The organism is Streptomyces sp. NPDC090083 (genome assembly GCF_044747445.1).
In the GTDB taxonomy this organism is placed as follows: Bacteria; Actinomycetota; Actinomycetes; order Streptomycetales; family Streptomycetaceae; genus Streptomyces.
This window is the reverse complement of the sequence record NZ_JBIVED010000014.1, coordinates 236,035-258,041: the sequence shown is the minus strand read 5'-3', so window position 1 is coordinate 258,041 and position 22,007 is coordinate 236,035. Positions and strand designations below refer to the sequence as shown.

The window sequence follows — 22,007 nt, the reverse complement described above, 5'->3', positions numbered from 1 at the left end:
GAGCACAGCGCATGGCCAAGACACCGGTGGAGATAACGACCCAGCTGTCGATGGCGGAGGCGGCCGACGCCTTCCGCGACGCGATGCGGGTGAGCTGGTGGAGCGAGCACATCACCGGCGCGGGAACCACCTTCGAGGAGCCCAGAGGCTCCGTGTTCGACTCGGTGGCCACGGACCGGCCCGACTTCACCGTGATGGCGCTGCTCGGCGGCCGGGGAGCGGAGATCCAGAAGTCGGCGGTGCACATGTACATGTGGGACCGGGGCGCGCACCGCGAGATCGCGCTCGGCGTCGGACGCAACCTGGGCGCGTTCGGCATCAAGGCGAACCGGAAGATCCGCCGCTTCGTCGAGACGCTGGAGGTACTCGATCCGTCGATGAAGTACACGGGGATCTGAGCGGCCTTCGCGCACGACGTCCGGTCCCCGGGGCCCGACGAGCACCCGGCACAGGGGACCGGGTGCTCGTCGCCGTGAACGGGCTTGTCCGGTGCGGGTGTTCAGCCGGCGGTCGCGAACGCCTCGGCGGACACGTCCCGTTCGAGAACCGACCGGTGGAAGGAGTAGACGCCGATGTCGGAGACCTTCACCAGCAGGCAGTACCGGTCGACCGACGCCACCGAGCGGACCACCTGCGCGTACTCCCGCCGCAGGAAGTGGACGGCCGCCTGGTTCGCCACCGAGCTCTGCCCGCACACCAGCACCACCGGCCGGCTCGACTCGGGCGGCGTGAACTTGGCCACCACCGCGTACTCCTGGTGCCCCCGGTCGAAGTAGTAGCGCTCCCCGCCGACCGCGATCGCCACCGAGTCGCGGCGGTCGCTGTACGGCGTGATCGTCACCCCGGGCAGATGGGCCGTCAGATGTCCGCCGGTACGCGGGTTGGACCCGCCGATCGGACCGCCGACGCAGAACTCCGTGCGGTCGCCGTTGGTGCCGCGCAGCTCGCCGGACTCGACGCTCACCCGGCAGCCCAACTCGCTGAGCAGCACGGCGAGTTCGACGACGGCACGGAGGTCCCGCTGCTGGGTCGTGCCCGGTTGCCCGTGCTTGGTGCCGACGACGATCACGCAGTGCTCGCCCGGCCGGGTGCCGAAGAAGGCGGCTCTGCGGTACAGGGCGCGGCGCCGCCGTCCCCGTTCCCACAGCGTGCCGAGGCCGAGGCCGACGAGGCTGGTCAGCAGACCGATCGCGATGTTGGCGAGTACGGACAGCATGGGCCGGCCGTCAGGTCCGCCGGGCGGGCGCGGAGGCCGGTCCGCCGGGCGGGGCGTCCGGGGCGAGGGCGTGCACGAGGGCGACGACCCGCTCGCGGTCCGGCTCGGGCAGCGGCACCCGCCGGTCCTCTGCCGGTTCCGTGCCGTCCCCGGCGCCCGTGATCCGGCCGACCCGGCCGCCCGACCACTCGTCCAGCTCCCCGGTCAGCGCCTTCACTCCGGACGCGTCCCCCGCGGCGACGGCCGCCGTCAACTCGGCCAGCAGTTCGGCGAGTTCGCCCCATCCCTCCGGCGTCAGCCGCCACTCGTCCAGCATCAGTTCCAGCGCCAGCCGCGCCGCGTCGGCCGTCTCCCGGTCGATCACCGCCGCCCCCTCCGAAGTGCTCACGCCTGTTCCTTCCCGTCGTTCGTCGTCACTGGTCAACGCCCGGTGTGCACGTACGGCGCCCAGACCCGCGGCGAGCCGGAGTGCCGCTCCCGCAGCCGCCGTACGATCCCGTGCAGGACCCGCGCGGTGTCGGTGACGTCGAGGCCGCCGCCGTAGGTCCGCAGGCCGCGGTACAGGTGCTCGGTGAGCCGGACCGACACCAGGTCGGTGGCCTCCCACAGCGCGCCGACCACCTGCGGGTAGCCGGCCGTCTGGAACGCGGACGTCAGGTGCACGGCCTCGTCGGGGAGGCGGTCGGTGCGGGTGGTGTGGCAGGCCAGCAGGACGGCGAGCTGGGCCTGCGGCAGATGGCCGCGGGCCACGTCGCGTACCGTCAACCGGCCGTCGGCGAGGGCGAGATGGCTCCGGGACGGGTCCTCGGCGTCGCTGAGGCCATGACACGCGAAGTGCACGGTGGCCGCCGAGGACAGCTCGGTGAGGACCCGCCGGACGGTCGCGTCGGCGCCCTGCACGACGGGCAGTTCGGCGAGGGTGCGGGCCATCGCCCGGACCTCCGCCACCGAGGCGCCGTCCTTGCCGTCGGTGCCGGTGGGCTGCCGTACCGCAAGGAAGGGGCCGCCGCCCCCGCGCGCCGCCGGGGCCTGCCGGGCGTGCCGCAGGGCCCTGATGCTCGGGGTGTACGAGGAGGCGGCCCGGTCCAGCACGGTGCACCCGTCGCCGAGCCGGACCGGCCGGTGGTGACCTGCGGCGTGCAGAGGCAGATGGGCGAGCGGTCCGGACGCCGACCACCACAGCCTCGGTACGGCGGCCGGCGGGACGCCCTCGGGGACCGGCCGGGTCAGGCCGGCCGCGTCGAGCACCGGTTCCGCGATGGTGTCCCAGAGCCATTCCAGGGTGTCGAACACGGTCTCGGCGGCTTCCCTGCGCCCGGCGCGGGTCGCGTCGACGTCCACGGAGACCGCCGCGAGGAACTGCCTCGCCCGGTGCGCGATGCGCCCCTCGGTGACGTCGAGGGGCACCAGCCGGATGCCGTCGGCGGTGACGACGAGGGCGTCGGAGCGCAGCCGGTCGACGTTGATCAGGACGATCGGTCCGTCCTTCGCCTCGTGCCGCATCTGGTCGGCGCTCGGCGGCAGCAGGAAGTGCCCGAACCCGTCGAGGCCCCGGATGCGGGCCAGCAGGCGCTGCCATTCCTCGGCGACCGCGTGCTGGTCCCTGATCCGCGCCGGGTCGCCGGGCCCGTCCGCCGTGCTCCCGCTCTCCGTCTCCCGCAGCCGGCGGGCGAGGGCGGTGAACTCCCGGGCCACTCCGGGGTGGGCCGCGGCGAGGTCGGAGTCGTCGCTGCGGGCCTGGAGGTCCTGCCCCATCAGCACCGCCCGTCCCTGTTCCAGCAGGGCCGCCGCCTGTTCGGTGCGGTCGGCGGCGAGGGCCACCGCGCACGCGGTCCGCGCCAGGCTGGTCCCGGCGAGCCGGTCCGGGAAGTCGGCGCCGTCGCTGCCCGGACCCTGGTAGCGGCGGCCGAGCAGCGCGTCACGCAGGACGGTCTGGCGGTCGTCGCGGTGCAGCGCCTGGGACACCACGAGGGGCAGTGCCTCCAGCGCGGCTTCCGCGGCGTCGGTCGCCCGGGGCCAGTTCAGGGTGTTCAGGGCCGCCGTGAGTGCGGTCCTGGCGTTCTCGAAGCGGGCCCTGGGCGGCAGTGCCCTTTCGGTGACCGGGTTCCAGGAGCTGGGCTCGGGAGGGCCGTACCGGTAGCCGGTGATGTCGTCGTAGGCCGTCTGGACCAGTTCGGTGACCATGGCCAGGGCCGGCCTCAACTGCTCGCGCAGCGCGGCCAGTTCGGGTGAGTACTCCGGCCGTCCCGGGAGCTCTTCGAGGCCCTGCGCGGCCAGCTCGACGAGCCGTACCGCCTCCTGGACTCCGGCCACGTCCCGGCGCATCCAGGCGGCGCCGGCCATGGAGTGCGCGTACGGGATGACACAGCCGATCCAGCTGCCGGACAGTTCCGGCAGTCGGCCGAGCGCCCAGGCCAGCGCGTCGCACGCGCGGGCGACGGTCGCCCCGTCCTGGTGCAGGATTCCGTATTGGCTGCGGTAGAACTCCACGGAGCACAGCAGGTCGACGTACCGCGCGCTCGTGGGCGGCAGCAGGGCCAGTTGCCTGTCGCCGCTGCGCACCGCCCGTTCCAGGTCCTCGTTGCGCCGACTGAAGGTGCACTGCGCGGCCAGGAAGGTGACGAGGGTGGTGGCGAAGAAGCCGCGCCGCGCGTCGGGCAGCGGTCCGGCCAGCACGGTCTCCAACTCGTCGACGGCCAGGGCCAGTCGGCGCGGGTCGCTGGCACCGGTGCCCAGCAGGGCGGCGCGCACGGCCGCGACGTCCGGCGGCAGCCCGTCGAGGTCCGCCGCCGCCGCGGGCTCCGCGGGCCCGGCGTCGGCGGGCGGGCCGGGCGGCCAGACCAGGGCGGGGCCCGGCCCGCGACCGGGTCCGGCGTCCGCCGACGGGGCCGGGGACCGCCCGTGAAGGGGGCGAAGTCCTCGGGACCGGGGCCGGGCGAGCGCACTCCGGGGCGGCCCGGCGGGGCGGACATCCGGACCGGCGGCAGCTGCACGCCGCTCAGCATCCGTCCCAGCAACGGGCCCACCAGTCTGAGCAGTTGGGCGCCGTTGATCGGCAGCCACCTGAGCTTCCGCTCCAGTTCGGCGCACGCGGTGCGCTTGTCCGCGATGTGCGGCACCAGGGGATGGTCCGGTGGCAGGTCCCGCTGGAGGGCGGCCCAGAGTTCGTCCGCGCGCCGGAGGTCCGGGTACGACTTGGTGAGGATCGCCCTGGCGGCCAGCAGGGCCGGCATGTTCCCGGCGTAGATCCCGTTGTCGTCGGGTGGCCCGCAGGCCCGGAACGCCTCCAGCTGCGCGATGGCCTCGTCGATCACCTCCTCCTCGGGATGGAGCGGCACGGACATCATCAGGGCGAGGGAGAACATGAGATGCGCCGAAGCGGCCTCGGCGTCGACCGGGGCGGTGCCGTGGCGCCGGGCGTGCTCGACCGCCCGCAGCGCCGACCGGCCGGCGCGCAGGGCGAGATCGACCCGCCCGGTGTCGTCCGGCTTCTCGCGCAGCCGGGCCAGCGACGCGTGGACGGCGGTGGCGCTGACGAAACCCGCCTCCAGGTGGTCGGCGGTGATCCCCTCGAACGCCGCGTCGGCCCACCGGACGGCATCCGCCAGGGCTCCGGTGTCGCCCGACTCCAGGCGGAAGAACGCGGACTGCGCGAGCCGGGCCAGCAGACAGGGGCGGACCAGGTCGTCCCGGGGAAGCCCTTCGGCCAGCCGGACGGCGTGCGGATGCGAGGGGCGGGGCGGCTCGAAGTGGCTGGGCGGTGCCTCCTCCGGATAGCCGGCCGCGACGGCGACCGGGTCGTCCGGCGACCGCCCCTGTGTCTGGGCGGCGAGATGGTGGTGCACCTCGTTCGACAGCCGGTGGTCCTCGAACCGCAGGGCCAGCGTGCGCTCCGCCAGCCACAGGTGCAGCACCCAGCGGGGCCGTCGCGGATCGCCCCGCTCCCCCACGTCGAGCGCGTACTCCAGCACGGCGGCCGCGGCCACCGCGCGGTCCCGGCCGTCCTCGCCCCAGGACGCCCGCAGCAGCCCGGCCGCGGCGGGCAGCCAACTGCCGGGATCCTCACCGGCGTTGGCCACATACCGCTCGACGTCCGCTGTCCACCTCGCCTCGCAGCGCACCAGCAGACGATCCACGGCTGTACGTATCTCTGACACACCGCCAGTCTTCCCGGCCGGGGCCCGCTTCGGTCCTCATCCGGAAATCTCCGACAAACGACGGGCGGGGATGCATGGGGCTGCCGGGATGCGGGGATGCGGGGGATGCGGGCGTGCCGCCGATCGACCCCGCGCCCTCCGCGCCCTCCGCCGCCTCCGCCGCCTGCCCCTCCGCCCGCCACCTGCCGTTCGCGTCAGCCGCCCGGCCGCGCGCGTTCCGCGGCCTCCGCCGCCTTGCCCGTCACCTCGGCCGCGGCCCGCGCCGCCTTCCCCGTGACCCGCCAGGCCAGCATGCTCAGCCCGACCGCCGGGCTCGGCGGAAAGACGCCCAGCTGCCCCAGCATGGTCACGTCGTCCCGCACCGCCTCGTGTCCCGCCACCTGGCCGTCGCGGAGGTCGAGGACGTGGATCTGCTCGAAGTCGATCTCGCGCCCGGTGGGCGGTATCGCCTGGTCGAGCGCGCCGTCGCGGAAGCGGACGAAGGGGCCGGTGTGGCGGCCCCGCATGCGCAGCCGCAGCCAGACCTGGTGGTCGTTGTGGGCGACGCTCTGGACGGGGAAGGTCAGGTCGGTGAAGGCGGAGCGCATCCAGGCGCTGGAGGCGAGCACGCCCGCCGGGCCGGGGAGGGCGCAGGCCGAGGGGGAGACGGCGGCCTCGCGGTTGCGGAAGTCCGCGTGCACCACCTCCGCGGCCAGTGCCGGATCGCCGGTCTCAAGGATGCGGAAGAGCCCGTGGGCCAGTGCTGTGGCGTCCATGCCCATTGCGTGATCCCTTTCGAGGGAGGTGCGTGGTGAGGGGTGTTGCCGGCCGACAGAAATTGAGGTTACAGCACGCCTATTGAATTCATCGCCGTAGGATGTCGGGATGCCGACCAAGCGCCGTTACGTCTCTCCCCTGCGTGAGCAGGCCGCCGCCCGGACGCGCGCGCTGATCCTCGGGCATGCCACGGACCTGTTCGCCGAGCGCGGGTACGGGCGGGTCACGGTCGCGGACATCGCCTCGGCGGCCGGGGTCGCCTCGAAGACCGTGTTCGCGAGCGTCGGCAGCAAGAGCGACATCCTGAACCTGATCGTCGACCAGGGCGTGCTCGCCTCCGGCTACGAGGAGGCGATGCGGGAGCTGCTCGCGCTGCGCACCCCGGAGGCGGTCCTCAGGGCGCTGGCCCACGGCACCCGGGTGGGCAACGAGGGGCAGTTCGCGGTGCACGAGGCGATCCGCAAGGCGCTGCCCGTGCACGAGGACGGCGAGGAACTGTGGGAGCGGGCGACGGCCGCGTACCGGGACGCGCTGCGCGCCGCCGCCCGTCAGCTGCACACGCTGACTCCCCCGCCGTCCCGCTCGGCGGAGGAGACCGGTGACCTCCTGTGGTACTGGTTCGGCCCCACCGGGTGGCGCACGCTCGTGGTCGAGGCGGGCTGGTCGTGGGACCGCGCCGAGCGCGTCCTCTACGACACGGCGGTCGCCACCCTTCGCTGAGGCCGCGCCGCTCAGGCGCCCACGTACGCCGCCAGGTGCTCGCCGGTGAGCGTGGAGCGGGCCTCCACCAGGTCGGCCGGCGTCCCCTCGAAGACGACCTTGCCGCCGTCGTGCCCGGCGCCGGGGCCGAGGTCGATGATCCAGTCGGCGTGGGCCATGACCGCCTGGTGGTGTTCCACGACGATGACCGACTTGCCGGAGTCGACCAACCGGTCGAGCAGGCCGAGGAGTTGCTCGACGTCGGCGAGGTGGAGTCCCGCGGTGGGCTCGTCGAGGACGTAGACGCCGCCCTTCTCGGACATGTGGGTGGCCAGCTTGAGGCGCTGGCGTTCGCCGCCGGAGAGGGTGGTGAGCGGCTGGCCGAGGCTGAGGTAGCCGAGGCCGACGTCGGCGAGCCGGGTCAGGATGCGGTGCGCGGCCGGGGTGGCCGCCTCGCCCGCGCCGAAGAACTCCTCGGCCTCGGTCACCGACATCGCGAGCACCTCGCTGATGTCACGGCCGCCGAAGCGGTACTCCAGCACGGAGGCGTCGAACCGCTTGCCCTCGCAGTCCTCGCAGGTCGTGGCCACCCCGGCCATCATCGCCAGGTCGGTGTAGATGACGCCGGCGCCGTTGCAGGTCGGGCACGCGCCCTCGGAGTTGGCGCTGAACAGGGCCGGCTTCACGCCGTTGGCCTTGGCGAAGGCCTTGCGGATCGGTTCGAGGAGCCCGGTGTACGTCGCCGGGTTGCTCCGCCGCGATCCGCGGATGGCGCCCTGGTCGACGGAGACCACGTTCTCCCCGGCCGGGATCGACCCGTGCACCAGCGAACTCTTGCCGGAGCCCGCGACTCCGGTGATGACGGCGAGCACCCCGAGCGGGATGTCCACGTCGACGTCGTGGAGGTTGTTGGTCGCGGCGCCCCGGATCTCCAGCGAGCCGGTGGGCTTCCGCGTCGACTCCTTGAGGGACGCCCGGTCGTCGAAGTGCCGGCCGGTGATGGTGCCGCCGGTGCGCAGCCCTTCGACGGTGCCCTCGAAGCAGACGGTGCCGCCCGCCGTACCGGCGCCGGGGCCGAGGTCGACGACGTGGTCGGCGATAGCGATGGTCTCCGGCTTGTGCTCGACGACGAGGACCGTGTTGCCCTTGTCGCGCAGGCGCAGCAGCAGGTCGTTCATGCGCTGGATGTCGTGCGGGTGCAGTCCGATGGTGGGCTCGTCGAAGACGTAGGTGACGTCGGTGAGGGAGGAGCCGAGGTGGCGGATCATCTTGACGCGCTGCGCCTCACCGCCGGACAGGGTGCCCGCCGGCCGGTTGAGGGAGAGGTACCCGAGGCCGATCTCGACGAACGAGTCGAGGGCCTGCCGGAGCGCGGCGAGCAGCGGCGCCACCGACGGCTCGTCCAGACCGCGCACCCACTCGGCCAGGTCGCTGATCTGCATCGCGCAGGCGTCGGCGATGCTGATCCGGTCGATCTTCGAGGACCGGGCGCCCTCGTTGAGGCGGGTGCCGTCGCACTCGGGGCAGACGGTGAAGGTGACGGCGCGGTCCACGAACTCGCGGATGTGCGGCTGCATGCCCTCCCGGTCCTTGGCGAGCATCGACTTCTGGATGCGCGGGATCAGACCCTCGTAGGTCATGTTGATGCCCGCGATCTTCATCCGGGTCGGCTCGCGGTGCAGGAAGTCCTGGAGTTCCTTCTTCGTGAACCTGCGGATCGGCTTGTCGGGGTCGAAGAAGCCGGACTCGGTGTAGAGACGGGAGTTCCAGCCGCCGCCCGTGTAGCCGGGGACGGTGATCGCGCCCTCCGCGAGGGACTTGGAGTCGTCGTAGAGCTGGGTGAGGTCGAGGTCGGTGACCGAGCCGCGGCCCTCGCAGCGCGGGCACATGCCGCCGGTGATGCTGAAGCTGCGGCGTTCCTTGACCTTCTGTCCGCCGCGTTCCATGGTGACCGCGCCCGCGCCGCTGATCGAGGCGACGTTGAAGGAGAACGCCTTGGGCGAGCCGAGGTGCGGCTTGCCGAGGCGGCTGAAGAGGATGCGGAGCATGGCGTTGGCGTCGGTGGCGGTGCCGACGGTGGAGCGGGGGTCGGCGCCCAGCCGCTGCTGGTCGACGATGATCGCGGTGGTCAGCCCGTCGAGGACGTCGACCTCGGGCCGGGCGAGGGTCGGCATGAACCCCTGCACGAAGGCGCTGTACGTCTCGTTGATCAGCCGCTGCGACTCGGCGGCGATCGTGTCGAACACGAGGGAGCTCTTGCCCGAGCCGGAGACACCGGTGAACACCGTGAGCCGGCGCTTCGGGATCTCGATGCTGACGTCCTTGAGGTTGTTCTCGCGCGCCCCGTGCACGCGGATCAGGTCATGGCTGTCGGCGGCGTGCGGCGCGGACGACCGCGTGTCCGTCCTCGTGGCCTTGCTCATCGTGCCTTCCCTCCGTTGTGCCAGGCCGCCGAAGATCTCTCGGCGGCCGTCGCGTGGCTCGATCTAATCAAGCTTCGAGCGGTACGTCCGCTTCCGCTCCGGCGCGCGCCGCCGCCGTGACGTCCACGCCTCTCACGCTAGAGGGGCGTGTGAACTCGCGCTTCTCGAATCCTGACCGGATGACGTGCCGAGGACCGGGTGCGCTCGGCGCCACGGCCGGTCCGGCTCCGGCCGCACGCCGCCGCCCAGGCGTCCGAGCCGACGGCCGCACCCGGCGGCCGAGGCGAGGTCCCGGCCGCTACGACACGTTCCGCTCCCGCAGCGAGGCGCGGAGGGGATCGTCGTGGGGCAGGCCGAGTTCGGCGGTCAGGGCGAGGGCGCGGGCCCACACCGCGTGGGCCGCGTCGGACTGTCCCGCGCTGCGGTGGCTGTCGCCGAGGCAGATCAGACAGGCGGCCTCGCTGTGCCGCTCGCCGGTCGCGTGGAACAGTTCGGCCGCCTGCCGGTAGCGGTCGACCGCCTGCTGGTAGCCGCCCAGTTGGTGGTGGATGTAGCCGAGGCTGTCGGAGATGTGGGCCTGTCCGTCCACGTCCCCGGCCGCGCGGGCGAGTTCGAGGGCCTGCTCGCAGTGGCCGAGCGCGCGGAGGTGCTCGCCGAGGTGGGCCTGCCGCCAGCCGATGTGGTTCAGCGCCGCCGCCTGGCCCGCCTGGTCGCCCGCCCTCCTGTAGTGCTCCAGGCTCAAGTAGGCGTGTTCCAGGGCGAGTCCGGAGTTGCCCTGGGCACCCGACATGCGCGAGAGGTGCTGGTGGGTCCTGGCCTGGCCGGCTTCGCTGCCGATCGCGACGAAGAGTTCGAGTGCCCGCAGGTAGTGCTCCCGGGCGGGTTCCGGGCACTTCAGCCGGTCCAGGGCCAGGCCGAGGCCGCGGTGGGCGCCCGCCCGGCCGGCCGGGGAGCTCTCCCGCTCGGCCGCGACCAGCGCCTGGTGCCCGGCGGTCAGCAGCGTCTGCCAGTAGCCGTGCCGGTCGAGGAACGTGGTCAATACGCTGACCAGGCGCCACACATGGCCGTCGAAGCCGGGCTGGGGCTGCCGCACGATCTCCAGCAGCACCGGGTGCTCGGCGGCGAGCCAGGCCAGCGCCCGGCCGTAGTCCCCGAACTCGACCGGGTTCGCGCCGGGCCTGGGGGCGGGCGCCTCCACCGGGTTGGGCTGCGGCGTGACAAGGATGTCGGCGGCCCGCGCGGAGTGCAGGTAGTGGTCCATCATCCGGTCCAGCGCGGACCGGCGTTCCCACTGGTCGTCGTAGGTGGTGACGAGTTCGCCCGCGTACACGCGCAGCAGGTCGTGGAAGGCGTAGCGGCCGGGCGCGTGCTCGACGAGCAGGTGGCCGCCGGTGAGTTCGGCGAGCAGCGGCCGGACGCGTTTGGGCGCCACTCCGGCCAGGGCCGCCGCCGCGCGCCGGTCCAGGTCGGGTCCGGGGTGCAGTGCCAGCAGCCGGAAGAGGCGGGCGGCAGCGGGGCTGAGCGCGCTGTAGGACCAGGAGAACACCGCCCGTACCTGGCTGGACTCCTCGCCTCCGTCGAGGGCGTCCAACCGCCCGCCCGCTTCCCGGAGTTCGTCGGCGAGGGTGCCCAGCGGGCGGTGCGGCTGGGCGGCGGCGCGGGCGGAGACCACGGCCAGCGCGAGGGGCAGGCCCGCGCACCAGGTGACGACGTCCGCGACCGCCGCCGGTTCGGCCGCGACCCGGCCCGCGCCGAGCCGTTCCGCGAGGACGGCCCGTGCGGCGGCCGGTGTCAGCGGGTCCACGGCGAGCAGATGCGCGCCCTCGGTCGCGGCCAGTCCGGTCAGCCGGTTCCGGCTGGTCACCAGCGCCATGCAGCCGACGGCGCCCGGCAGCAGCGGGCGGACCTGTTCCTCGTCCCGTGCGTTGTCGAGGACGACCATCATCCGACGACCTGTCAGCAGGCTTCGGTACAGGCCGACTTGGGCCTCCAGTCCGGGCGGTACGCGCTCCGGCCGCACTCCGAGCGCGTCTAGGAAGCCGCGTACCGCCTCGGTCGGCTGCACCACCGATCCCTGTGGGTCGAACCCTCGCAGGTTCACGTACAACTGCCCGTCGGGGAAGGCGCTTTCGACCTTCCGTGCCCAGTGCACGGCGAGGGCGGTCTTGCCGACGCCCGCCATGCCCGACACCGCCGAGATGACCACGGCGGCGGATTCGCCCTCGGCCGAGGCGAGAATGGCGGCGAGGCGGGCGAGTTCGCCATCGCGGCCGGTGAATCCCCGTACGGCCATGGGGAGTTGGGCGGGCAGCTCGGTCTGACGCAGCACCGCCCGCGGTTCGGGCCTGCGTGGCACCGGGGCCGTTTCGGGGTGTCGGGGGGACGCGGAGCGGTGGCCGCGCAGGATCGACTGGTGGAGCTGGCGCAGGGCCGGGCCGGTGTCCGCGCCGAGTTCCTCGGCGAGGCGTTTGCGGACGGCGGCGTAGCAGTCGAGTGCCTCGGCGCTGCGGCCGGTCTCGTGCAGGGCCCGCATCAGGGCCTCGGCGAGGGGTTCGGCGAGCGGGTACTCGCCGAGGAGGCCGGTCAGCGGGCCGATGACGGCGGCGGGATCGCCGTGCCGCAGTTCCGCGCGGGCCCAGCCGACGGCGGCGTCCTGGTGCTGGCGCCGCCAGGCCTCGCGCATGCGGGCCGCCCATTCGCCGTTCAGGCCGGACAGCGGTTCGCCGTGCCAGAGGTCGAGGGCCTCGCGCAGCAGCACCGCCCGTGAGGGGTCGGCCGAGGCCGCCGCGCGGCCCTGGTCGACCAACCGCCGGAAGCGGTACACGTCCACCTGTTCCTGTCGGGCCTCCAGGAGGTATCCGCCGGAACGGCGCACCAGTAATAAGGGTTCCCGCGCGCTCTCGGCGGCCTGCTCGCACATCCGGCGGATGCGGGCGACATGGGCGTGCACCGCGCCGCGTGCTCCGTCGGGGGCGTGCGGGCCCCAGACCCGCTCGATGACCACGTCCACGGCGACGGGCCGACCGACGTCGACGGCCAACGCGGCCATCACGGTGCGGCGTTGGGGTGGGCCCACCTCCACCGCTTGCCCTCCCGTCGCCAGTTCCACCGGCCCGAGCAACTGCACGTCCACCATGGTGTGTTCCTCCCCCCACACACAAAGCCTCCTCCTTTTTTCCACAGACGTGTATGCGGCGCGACAAGCCTTCGACAAGGTTTCCGGTCACACACCGGTGCGAATCTGCTGAGGAACGGACAGGGCGCCGACCGCGTCCCGTCCGGGCACGACGGCAGCGCCGTCGCCTGGCGGCTGCGCAACAGGCAAACGGGGGCGAGACGTGTGACCGCACAAGGAGTGATGGCACCCGGGACACGGGTGCCGGTACGGCGGCCGGAGACCTTACCGGCCGCCTCGGGGAACGCCGGCGGACGGAGCGTGTTGGAGGGCGCCTTCGCCTTGCTGGAGGCGGTGGAGCGGGCCGTGGAGGCGGGGCCGACCCGGCTGGCGGCGGACTGCGGGCTGCCGAAGACGACCGCGTACCGCCTGCTGGAGCAACTGGCCGACCTGGGCGCGGTCGAGCGGTGCGGCGGGAGTTACCGGGTGGGCCCGCGGATGTTCCGCCTCGGGCGCGCCTGGCAGCCGCATCCGAGGCTGCGGGCCGCCGCGCGGGAACCGATGCGCCGGCTGGCACAGCTCACGGGCACGACGGTGGGGATCGCCGTGCTGTGGAAGGGCGAGACGCTGATGGTCGAGTGGTGTCCCGATGACGTCCAGCGGCCCGAGCCGCTGGGGACCCGGATGACCTGGCCGTGGTACACGGCGGCGGGCAAGGTCCTGGTCGCCATGGCCGCCCCGGCACCGCTGCTGGGGCCGCTCCCCGCGTCCTGGTCCCGGCACGCGGAAGCGATCCGCGAGCACGGCGCCGCCTTCGACCGGGAGGAGGTGGTGACGGGCGTGTGCTGCGCGGCGGTTCCGCTCCTCGGGGTGCGCGGCACCCCCGTGGCCGCCCTGTGCGTCCTCACGGATCCGGCCCACCGTCTGGAACGGCTCGCGGAGACCGCGCGCCGGACCGGGCGGGTGATCAGCACCGGGTTGCGGGGGCGGTGAGGCGCTGGTTCGGAGGCGGTCGAGGGCGGTGGTGCGACGGGGGCGGCGGCGCGCGGTCCGGCGGCCGGGCGGGGCCGGCACCGGGCCGGGCCGCCGCCCGTGACACCCCGGAAAACCCCCGCGCTCCCGGCCGGTCCCCCGTCGTAGGCTGACGGCCGCTGTCTGCCGAGGGAGTACACATGGGGATCCGAAGCCTGACCCGCGTCGAGGCCGAGCGCCGGGCCGAACTGATCGCGGTCGAGCGGTACGACGTGGCCGTCGACCTGACCGCGCTGCCCGACGGTCCTGAGGTCCGCTCGGTCTCCACCGTGGCGTTCACGTGTCGCGAGCCGGGCGCGGAGACGTTCGTGGACTGTGCGGCCCAGGTGCTCGGGGCCACGCTGAACGGCGTCGCCCTCGAACCCGCCGAGGACGGGCGGATCCGCCTCCCGGACCTGGCCGGGCGGAACGTCCTGCGGGTGGAGAGCGTGCAGGCCGACACGACCGCCGGTGAGGGCGTCCACAAGGCGACGGACCCCGCCGACGGCGAGGTCTACCTGTGGATGAGCTTCGAGCCGGACGAGGCCCGCTTCGTTTGGGCGTGCTTCGACCAGCCGGACCTCAAGGCCCCGCACGCCTTCACCGTCACGGCCCCGGCCGACTGGACCGTCACCAGCAACTCCGGTGACGCCCGGGTGGAGTCGGTGGAGACGGGCCGCCGGTGGACCTTCCCGGACACCCCGCCCCTGTCCGTGTACAACACGGTCATCAACGCGGGCCCCTTCCACGAGGTGCGCCGCGAGACCGACGGCCACGACCTGGGCCTGTACGCCCGCCGTTCACTCGCCGCGATCCTCGACCGCGACGCCGACGACATCTTCACCCTCACCGCCCAGGGCCTCGCCTTCTACGGCGAGGTCTTCGCGATGCCGTTCCCGCAGCGCCGCTACGACCAGGTGTTCATGCCCGAGTTCGGCGGGGCCATGGAGAACTACGGCTGTGTGACCTGGTCGGACGCGTTCCTCCAGCGGGCCGCCCCGACCCCCGCCGAACAGGGCCTGCTGGCACGGGTGCTGCTGCACGAGATGGCACACATGTGGTTCGGCAACATCGTCACCATGCGCTGGTGGGACGATCTGTGGCTGAACGAGGCGTTCGCGGAGTTCGCCTGCCACTGGGCGGCGGAGCGCGCCACCCGGCACACCGACGCGTGGGCCAGTCACCTGATGATCGGCAAGATCAGCGCGTACCTGTCCGACCAGGGCCCCGCCTCGCACCCGATCCACCAGCCCATCCACGACGTCGCCCAGGCCGCGTCGATCTTCGACAACATCACCTATCCCAAGGGCGCCTCCGTCCTCCAGCAGCTCATGACGTACGTCGGCGAAGAGCGCTTCAAGACCGGCATGGCCGCCTACTTCGCCCGCCATGCCTGGGGCAACACCACGCTCCAGGACCTGATCGACGCCCTCGCGGAGGCCAGTGGCCGCGACCTGGCCACCTGGCGGACGGCCTGGCTGGCGACGGCGGGCACCGACCGTTTCACCCTGGAGCGCGACGGCGGCACGGTCACGCTGGTGGCCGCGGGCACGCCGCGACCGCAGGTGCTCGCGGTGGGGGCGTACACGAGGAACGGCGACGCGCTGGAACGCGAGGCGCTGGTGCGGGTCGAGGTGACGGAACCCCGCACCCCCGTCACCGGCCTCCCGGCCGACGCGGACGTCCTGCTGGTCAACGACGGCGACCTGACCTTCGCGACGACCCGCCCGGACCCCGCCACCAGGGACGCCCTCTTCCGTGCGGCGGCCCGGCTTCCCTCGGCGATCTCGCGGGGCGTGGCCGCGGCCACCGTGTGGGACATGCTCACCACCGGCGAGGCCACGGCGGCGGAGGCCGGCCGTTGCCTCACCTCGGTGCTGGCGGCCGAGACGTCCGACGCGGTGATCGAGCCGTATCTGACCCTGTCCGCGAACATCGCGGAACTGTGGGCGCCGCCCGCCGAGCGCGACGGCCTGTCGGCGGCGGTGGCGGCGGTCTGCCGCGACCTCGTCGCGGACCCCGGCCGCCGCCAGGTCGCGCTGCGCGGGCTGGCCCGTACGGCGACGACCGCGGACGATCTCGGCTGGCTCCGCGAACAGGCGGGCGACGACGTGGACCTGCGCTGGCGCGCGCTGATCCGCGAGGCGGAGCTGGGCGGCGACATCACCGCGGAGTCCGGCCTCCTGCTCGCCCGTGACCCGAACCCGGACGCCTGGGTCCGCGCCCTCGTCGTACGGGCCGCGCTGCCCGACGCGGCGGCGAAGGCGGAGGTCTGGCAGCGGCTGGTCGTGGACCGGTCGGTGCCCGTCACCTTCGTCGGCCAGGTGGCGTCGGCCTTCTGGCGCCCCGGCCAGGACGGACTGCTCGCGCCGTACGCCGAGCGCTACTTGGAGGCGGTCCCGAAGCTCCACCAGGGCGGCATGATCCCAGCCATGAGCTACACGCACCGGCTCTTCCCGCTGCACGGCATCGACCCGACGTACATCGAGCGGGCCCGCGAGGTGTCCGGCGAGGCGGCTCCGGTGGTCCGTACGACCCTTCTGGAGCGCTCCGACGAGGTGGGCCGCATGCTGCACGCCCGGACGGCGAAGCCCTGATCGGACGCCGTCAGCCCCCGAGCCGGTCGGCCAGGCACGCGAGGTACAGCGCCATGGCCGTCCGGTACTCCCGCAGCGTACGGCCGGTGATCTGCTCGATCTTGTTCATCCGGTAGACGACGGTGTTGCGGTGGATGTGCAGGGTCTCGGCGGTGCGGACGAGGTTGAAGCCGCCCTCGCACCAGGCGGTGACCGTGTCGCGCAGGGCCGGCCAGTCCGGCTGGGCGCGCAGTTCGGTGGCGGTGAGTTCCAGCAGCCGGCTGCGGGCGGACTGGCTCACCGCGGACACCATCTGGTGGACCCGCAGGTCGGTGATCCGCTGCACGGGATCGGTGCCGGCGAACCGGGCGCCGAGGCGCAGCGCGTCGCACGCGTCCTGGTAGGAGTCGTGCAGGCCGCCGACGGCGGTGGCCGCCTCGCCGATGCCGGCGCGGGCCACGAGGCCGTCCTGGGCGGCGACGAGTTCGGTGACCCGGCGGCAGTCGGCGACGAGGGAGGCGGTGGAGCGTCCGGCGGGCAGCCGGTGCAGGACACCGATCCAGCCGGGCGCGGTGGAGGCGACGATGTCCTGCGGGTCGGCGAAGAACTCCCCGACGGTACGCAGGAGTTCGGAGCGGACAAGCGCCATGTCCCGGCTCTGGGTGCCGCCCTGCCGGCGCGGCACGGGATGCGGCACGGTCACTTCGAAGGCCACGGCGACCCGGCGCAGACGCAGGTCGTAGCCGAGTTCGGCGGCACGGAACACGAGGAAGTCGCCCTCGACGACCTGGGGATCGTAGGACGCGATGTCGGCGAGGAGTTTCTCGGCGGCCCGTTCCGCGAGCAGCCGGGAGCGCAGCATCACGGACTCGCGGAGCAGGATCTCCGTCTGGCGTTTCACGAGCAGTCCGAAGCGGCGGACCTGACCGGGTGTGCCGGTGATGCCGACCGTGCCGACGGCCTGCCCGTTGGTGATCAGCGGAAGGGTGACTCCCGGGCGCACTCCGCGCAGTTGCTGTGCCTGGGAGGCGCTGTGGGTGGCCGGTTCCTTCGTGCGGACGACGTCCACGGAGGCCTCGTGGAAGCTGCCGACGCGACTGCTGTCACCGCTGCCGATGACGATGCCCTCGGCGTCCGTGATCAGCACGTTGAAGCCGATGACGGCCGTGGTGTCGCCGGCGATCTCCTGGGCGAGTGACGGGCTGAGCACGGGGTTTTCCTCCTGGCGCGGTGTGGACCGGCCGAACGACTGGACGCCGCCGTCCATCGGGAAGTGAGGCGCTGACATGTCGGGTCTCTTCCAAGTCCCCTGGTCCGACTACCGTTCCGACCTCGTCGACGCGCTGTGGCGGACGATCTCGTACACGGTGGTCAGCTTCGTCGGCGCGGTGCTGCTGGGTCTGGTGGTGGCGCTGCTGCGGCTCAGCAGAGCCTGGCCGGCGCGTGCCCTCGCGGCCGTCTACACGGAGCTCTTCAAGAACATCCCCCTCCTCGCGATCATCTTCCTGACCTACTTCGGTCTGGCCTCGGCGGGCATCCGGCTGGACGTGTTCACCGCCGGATGTCTGAGCCTCGTGGTCTTCTACGCCGCCTATCTGTCCGAGATCTTCCGGGCCTCGATCAGCGGGGTGCACGAGGGGCAGACCGAGGCCGGTGAGGCACTGGGCATCGGGAAGGCCGGGATCTTCGTCCACATCGTGCTGCCGCAGGCGGTCCGGCAGGCGCTGGCCGGTACCAACACCATGCTGGTGGATCTGCTGAAGTCCACCTCCCTCCTGGTCACGGTGTCCGCCGCCGAGCTGATGTCGGAGGGCCGGCTCATCACCTCGGCCACCTTCCGCGCACTGGAGGTGTATCTGGTCATCTCCGCCATCTACTTCGCGCTGTGCTACCCGCTCTCCCAGCTCCTCCTGCTGCTGGAGCGGAAGGTCCGGGCGGGCGTTCCCCTGTCTCCCCGGCGGCGGCGCAGAGTGCGGGCGGCCCGCGCGCTGCTCGCCGCCGACCTCGGCGCGAACCCGAAGGAGTCGACCGTATGACCGAGCCTGTCACCACAGCCGAGGCCCATCCGACCGCCCACGCGGACGCGGTCGTCCGGATCGAGGGGCTGAGCAAGTCCTTCGACGGGCGGCTCGTGCTCGACGACGTCGGTCTCGCGGTCGACCGCGGCCGGATCGTCAGCGTCATCGGGCAGAGCGGCGGCGGCAAGACGACGCTGATGCGCTGTGTGAACCTGCTGGAACGGCCCGACCGGGCACGGTGGAGGTCGCCGGGGAGGTGGTGCACCGCGGCGGCCGTACGGTCTGCCGCGACCTGCCCGGGCTGCGCCGGACGGTCGGCATGGTCTTCCAGCGTTTGAACCTCTTCCCGCATCTCACGGCGGTGGAGAACGTCGTCGTGGCCCAACGCAAGGCCGGTGTACCGGAGTCGGAGGCCCTGGAGCGGGCCGTCGCCCTGCTGCGCCGGGTCGGGGTGGCCCACAGGGCTCTCGCCCTGCCCGACCGGCTGTCCGGCGGCGAGCAGCAACGCGTCGCCATCGCACGGGCGTTGGCGCTCAGGCCCGAGGTGCTGCTGTTCGACGAACCCACCTCGTCCCTGGACCCGGAGGCGACCCGTGAGGTGCTGCGCGTGATGCGTGAACTGGCCGCCGACGGCATGACGATGTTGCTGGTCACGCATGAACTCCCCTTCGCCCGCGAGGTGTCCGACCGTGTCGTCTTCGTCGACGGCGGCCGGATCGTGGAGGAGGGCCGACCGCAGCAGGTCATCGACGATCCGCGACAGGCCCGCACCCGTGCGTTCCTCGCGGCCTACGGCTCCGCGTCATGACCCGGCCCGGTGGTCCGGTGGTCGTGGTCGGCGGCGGTGTCGTGGGACTGTGCACGGCCTACTACCTGGCGGCGGCAGGCCTGGAGGTGGAGGTCGTCGAGCGGCGCGCACTGGGTTCGGGGGCGTCCCGCGGGAACGCGGGCTGGGTCTGTCTCAGCCACTCGACGCCGGTGCCCGCGCCCGGCGTGGTGCGCTAGGCGCTCCGCTCCCTGGGCCGCCCGGACTCGCCGCTGTACCTACGGCCGATGCCCGATCCGGCGTTCGTCCGGTGGCTGTGGCGATTCTGGCGCAGCAGCGCCCCGCCCGCGTTCCGGCGCGGCTACACGGCGATCGCGGAGCTGAACCGCACCACGTTCGACCTCTTCGACGGGCTGCGCGCGGCCGGAGTGGAGACGAGCCTCACCAGGCCCGGCATGGTGCACGCGTTCCTCTCCCCCGCCGAGGCCCGCCACCATCTCGCCGTCCAGCGGCAGATGGCGCACGGCCGCTACCCGATGCCGGACGACGTGGTCACCGGCGACGAGGCCCGACGGCTCGACCCGGCGCTGTCCGACCGGGTCAGTGCCGCCTATCTCGTGGACGGCGAGGGCGTGGTCGATCCGGAGGCGTTCGCCCGCGCCCTGGGCGAGGCGCTCACCGCGTCCGGGGTGAAGATCCACGAGAACACGGAGGCCACCGGGTTCCGTACCCAGGGCGGCCGGGTCACCGCGCTGCGCACCGCGGCCGGGGAGATCCCGCGCTCGGCCTCCGTCATCGCGGCCGGGACGCGCTCCACGGACCTGCTCGGCTCGCTCGGCCATCCGCTGCCCCTGCAGGCCGGGAAGGGCTACAGCTTCTCGGTCGACCTCGATCCGGCCCCCCGGCACACGCTGTACTTCGGCGAGCGCAGGGCCGTGGCCTCGCCGATCGGGCCCACCACGCGGATCGGCGGCACGATGGAACTGAGCGGCAACAACAACCGTCTCGACTGGCGCCGGATCGTCGCGGTGGCACTCGCCAGCCGGCACTATCTGGGCCACTGGTTCGACGACCCGGACGACCTGGTGAGCCTCATCCGCGATCCCTGGGTGGGCGGGCGCCCCTTCCTGCCGGACGGGCTGCCGGTCATCGACCGCGTCCCCGGGCACGACAACGCGTTCGCGGCGACGGGACACGGCATGCTCGGCGTGACCCTGGGCCCGGTCACCGGTCACGCCCTCGCCGAGTACCTCCGCACCGGCCGTCGCCCCGACGTCCTCGCACCGTTCCGGTTCGGCCGAGGACCCTGGGCGAGGGCGTAGCCGCTCCGGCCGGCACCGGATCGGCGCCAGGCGTGCGAGAGCGGAGCGGTGAAGGTGAACGACGCGTCGGGAGGCCCGCACAGACCGGAGAGCGGGCCTCCCGGCCACTCCCGTTCGTCGCTCCCTCGTCCCTGAACGGCCCCTGTCGACACGGGCGTTGACACCTCATCCGATCCGCGTCACGGTGAGGGCTCCCGCGTCCGGAGGTCGTCCATGGCTCCGTCCTCAGCGTCCCCGTCAGCCGCTGGTCTCGTAGCACGCGTGAGGGCGCTCCAACCCCTCCTCCGTGAGCACGCGTTGCGCACCGAGCAGGAGGGAAGGGTGACGGAGGAAGTGGTGTCGGCGCTGACGGACGCCGGGGTGTTCCGCATGAACGTCCCCCGGCGGTACGGCGGTTACCAGAGCCGGCTGAGCACACAGGTCGAGGTGGTGAGCGAGATCGCCGCCGGGTGCGGCTCCTCGGGCTTCGTGGCGCTGATCCAGGCCGGGTGCGCGTACATCGCCGCGCTCTTCCCCGACGAGGCACAGGACGAGATCTTCACCGGCCCCGACGTGCGGGTCGGCGGCACGCTGGTCCCGGACGCGGTCGCGGTCGCCACGGACGGCGGCTACGTCGTCAACGGCACCTCGGGTTTCGCCACCGGGTGCCGGAGCGCCGACTGGCATCTGCTGACGGTCCGGGTCCAGTCCGCCGGGGGCCCGCCCGAACTGCTGTGGACCGCCGTACCGATGTCCGAGCTGGAGATCCTCGACGACTGGCATGTCTCGGGGCTGGCCGGGAGCGGCAGCAACAGCGTGGTCGCGCGGGACGTGTTCGTGCCGGCGCACCGCGTCCTGCCCGTCGGCCCGCTGCTGGCCGGCGACTTCCCGTCGAAGGCCAACGCCGACGACCCCTTCTACCGGATGCCGGTCCTGATGCTGTTCTGCGCCTGGACCGCGCCGAACGCGCTGGGCCCGGCCCGGGCGGCGCTCGCGGAGTTCTCCGAGCGGATCCATCAGCGGGGCATCACCTACACCTTCCACGAGCGGCAGTACGAGGCGGGCGTCACGCATCTGCAGATCGCCGAGGCGGCGATGAAGATCTCCTGCGCCGAGCTGCTCGCCCGCGACTTCGTCGCCCGCATCGAGACCGCCGCCGAGAACGGCCGTCCCTACACGCAGGCGGACCGGGCCGAGATCCGGGCGCAGAGCGGCTACGCGGCCCGGCTGTGCAAGGAGGCCGTGGACCTCATCGCCTCCGCGTCCGGGGCGTCCTCGCTGCACCGGGACGTCCCGATCCAGCGTGCGGTACGCGACCTGTACGCGCTCAACCTGCACTCCTTCGTCAACCCGGCCACCAACCTGGAGCTGTACGGCCGGGTCCTGTCCGGTCTCGACGCGGGCACGCCGTTCCTCTGAGCGGCCCGGGCGCCTCAGCCCAGGGACGCCAACCAGGCCTCGGTGTCGGCGGGTCGGGCGAAGCGGCGTGTGGTGAGCGGTGCGAAGCGCGGGTCAGCGGTCCGGTGTCCGATCTCGCGGCGCCGGGCCGCGTACTGCGACCAGGCCCACCAGGCGGGGTGCTCCCGGCTGAACCATCCCGCCCACGTCTCCCTGTTGCCGCCGAAGACGCTCTCCCGGGTGACCGTCCGCCACAGCGAACGACGCAGCACGCGCGGCATGATCACGCGTCGCGGGTAGTCCAGCCAGAGCACCGTGTCGGCCTTATCCCAGAGCAGGTCCCGCACTTCGGGCGAGCCGATCGAGTCGATGATCCAGCGGGGTGCGGAGGTGAGCCGCAGGACGTCGTCGGTCAGGCCTTGGTTGACAGCCCAGTTGGGGCCGTTGAAGTACAGCGCGTCCATCTCGTGGTACGGCACACCGAGCCGCTCCCCCACAGCCTGCGCGAGCGTCGACTTGCCCGCGCCCGTCGATCCGACCACCAAGATCCGTTCCATCCCCGCACCTTAAC

At 73.0% G+C, this 22,007-nt stretch carries 16 protein-coding genes and 2 pseudogenes; 10 read left to right on the top strand and 8 right to left on the bottom strand.

Going from position 1 to position 22,007, the window contains the following annotated elements; all coding sequences use genetic code 11:
- The first annotated feature begins 11 nt into the window (after window positions 1-11).
- The gene (locus ACIPTO_RS37200; protein WP_366315352.1) at window positions 12-398 is read left to right on the top strand and encodes a hypothetical protein; all 387 of its coding nucleotides are present in this window, start codon (window positions 12-14) and stop codon (window positions 396-398) included.
- A 101-nt stretch (window positions 399-499) separates the two neighbouring features.
- Here the strand turns inward: ACIPTO_RS37200 and ACIPTO_RS37195 are convergent, their stop codons facing one another.
- The 3 genes from ACIPTO_RS37195 to ACIPTO_RS37185 are packed head-to-tail and all read right to left on the bottom strand — an operon-like array spanning window position 500 to window position 3,967.
- Entirely contained in the window at window positions 500-1,216 is a 717-nt protein-coding gene (locus ACIPTO_RS37195) for a hypothetical protein (protein ID WP_366315354.1), read from the bottom strand.
- Window positions 1,217-1,226: 10 nt separating this feature from the next.
- Entirely contained in the window at window positions 1,227-1,604 is a 378-nt protein-coding gene (locus ACIPTO_RS37190; protein ID WP_401199449.1) for a CATRA system-associated protein, read from the bottom strand.
- A 32-nt stretch (window positions 1,605-1,636) separates the two neighbouring features.
- Window positions 1,637-3,967, bottom strand: a complete 2,331-nt coding sequence (locus ACIPTO_RS37185; protein WP_401199447.1) for a CHAT domain-containing protein — start codon at window positions 3,965-3,967, stop codon at window positions 1,637-1,639.
- A 617-nt stretch (window positions 3,968-4,584) separates the two neighbouring features.
- On the opposite strand from ACIPTO_RS37185, the gene ACIPTO_RS37180 reads away from it, so the two are divergent.
- Window positions 4,585-5,370, top strand: coding sequence for a hypothetical protein (locus ACIPTO_RS37180; protein ID WP_401199445.1), 786 nt, complete (start codon window positions 4,585-4,587; stop codon window positions 5,368-5,370).
- A 197-nt stretch (window positions 5,371-5,567) separates the two neighbouring features.
- Here the strand turns inward: ACIPTO_RS37180 and ACIPTO_RS37175 are convergent, their stop codons facing one another.
- Window positions 5,568-6,128 carry an ester cyclase gene (locus ACIPTO_RS37175; RefSeq protein ID WP_401199443.1) on the bottom strand — a complete coding sequence of 187 codons (561 nt, stop codon included), beginning with the start codon at window positions 6,126-6,128 and terminating at the stop codon, window positions 5,568-5,570.
- A gap of 109 nt (window positions 6,129-6,237) precedes the next feature.
- Here ACIPTO_RS37175 and ACIPTO_RS37170 point away from each other — a divergent pair, with 109 nt between their 5' ends.
- Window positions 6,238-6,849, top strand: a complete 612-nt coding sequence (locus ACIPTO_RS37170; RefSeq protein WP_366315362.1) for a helix-turn-helix domain-containing protein — start codon at window positions 6,238-6,240, stop codon at window positions 6,847-6,849.
- An 11-nt stretch (window positions 6,850-6,860) separates the two neighbouring features.
- Here the strand turns inward: ACIPTO_RS37170 and ACIPTO_RS37165 are convergent, their stop codons facing one another.
- Both ACIPTO_RS37165 and ACIPTO_RS37160 read right to left on the bottom strand, forming a co-directional pair.
- A complete protein-coding gene (locus tag ACIPTO_RS37165; protein ID WP_401199441.1) occupies window positions 6,861-9,251 on the bottom strand; it encodes an ATP-binding cassette domain-containing protein in 2,391 nt (796 codons plus the stop codon).
- A gap of 298 nt (window positions 9,252-9,549) precedes the next feature.
- Window positions 9,550-12,387: an AfsR/SARP family transcriptional regulator gene (locus ACIPTO_RS37160; protein WP_401199439.1), complete on the bottom strand. Its 2,838-nt coding sequence runs from the start codon at window positions 12,385-12,387 to the stop codon at window positions 9,550-9,552.
- Between the two features lie 222 nt (window positions 12,388-12,609).
- Between ACIPTO_RS37160 and ACIPTO_RS37155 the strand changes: the two genes are divergently transcribed.
- Both ACIPTO_RS37155 and pepN read left to right on the top strand, forming a co-directional pair.
- The gene (locus ACIPTO_RS37155) at window positions 12,610-13,359 is read left to right on the top strand and encodes an IclR family transcriptional regulator (RefSeq protein WP_401199438.1); all 750 of its coding nucleotides are present in this window, start codon (window positions 12,610-12,612) and stop codon (window positions 13,357-13,359) included.
- A 179-nt stretch (window positions 13,360-13,538) separates the two neighbouring features.
- Complete coding sequence (gene pepN / locus ACIPTO_RS37150) at window positions 13,539-15,974, top strand: aminopeptidase N (protein ID WP_401199436.1); 2,436 nt, start codon at window positions 13,539-13,541, stop codon at window positions 15,972-15,974.
- A 10-nt stretch (window positions 15,975-15,984) separates the two neighbouring features.
- On the opposite strand, the gene ACIPTO_RS37145 is transcribed toward pepN, so the two are convergent.
- Window positions 15,985-17,241 carry a CdaR family transcriptional regulator gene (locus ACIPTO_RS37145; RefSeq protein ID WP_401199434.1) on the bottom strand — a complete coding sequence of 419 codons (1,257 nt, stop codon included), beginning with the start codon at window positions 17,239-17,241 and terminating at the stop codon, window positions 15,985-15,987.
- Here ACIPTO_RS37145 and ACIPTO_RS37140 point away from each other — a divergent pair.
- The 5 genes and pseudogenes from ACIPTO_RS37140 (at window position 17,240) to ACIPTO_RS37120 (ending at window position 21,457) form a co-directional block, all read left to right on the top strand.
- Entirely contained in the window at window positions 17,240-17,989 is a 750-nt protein-coding gene (locus tag ACIPTO_RS37140) for an amino acid ABC transporter permease (protein ID WP_366315374.1), read from the top strand. The two genes, ACIPTO_RS37145 and ACIPTO_RS37140, sit on opposite strands and share 2 nt — an antisense overlap.
- Window positions 17,986-18,482 (top strand): annotated as a pseudogene (locus ACIPTO_RS37135) (ATP-binding cassette domain-containing protein); the annotation flags it as partial. The gene ACIPTO_RS37140 and the pseudogene ACIPTO_RS37135, both read left to right, overlap by 4 nt.
- Before the next feature lie 33 nt (window positions 18,483-18,515).
- Window positions 18,516-18,779: an AAA family ATPase gene (locus ACIPTO_RS37130; RefSeq protein ID WP_401199482.1), complete on the top strand. Its 264-nt coding sequence runs from the start codon at window positions 18,516-18,518 to the stop codon at window positions 18,777-18,779.
- Window positions 18,776-20,059 (top strand): annotated as a pseudogene (locus tag ACIPTO_RS37125) (NAD(P)/FAD-dependent oxidoreductase). The gene ACIPTO_RS37130 and the pseudogene ACIPTO_RS37125 overlap by 4 nt, the downstream one beginning before the upstream one ends.
- 213 nt (window positions 20,060-20,272) lie before the next feature.
- Entirely contained in the window at window positions 20,273-21,457 is a 1,185-nt protein-coding gene (locus tag ACIPTO_RS37120) for a flavin-dependent monooxygenase (protein ID WP_401199432.1), read from the top strand.
- Between the two features lie 14 nt (window positions 21,458-21,471).
- On the opposite strand, the gene ACIPTO_RS37115 is transcribed toward ACIPTO_RS37120, so the two are convergent.
- Complete coding sequence (locus ACIPTO_RS37115; RefSeq protein WP_401199430.1) at window positions 21,472-21,993, bottom strand: adenylate kinase; 522 nt, start codon at window positions 21,991-21,993, stop codon at window positions 21,472-21,474.
- Window positions 21,994-22,007: the final 14 nt, after the last annotated feature.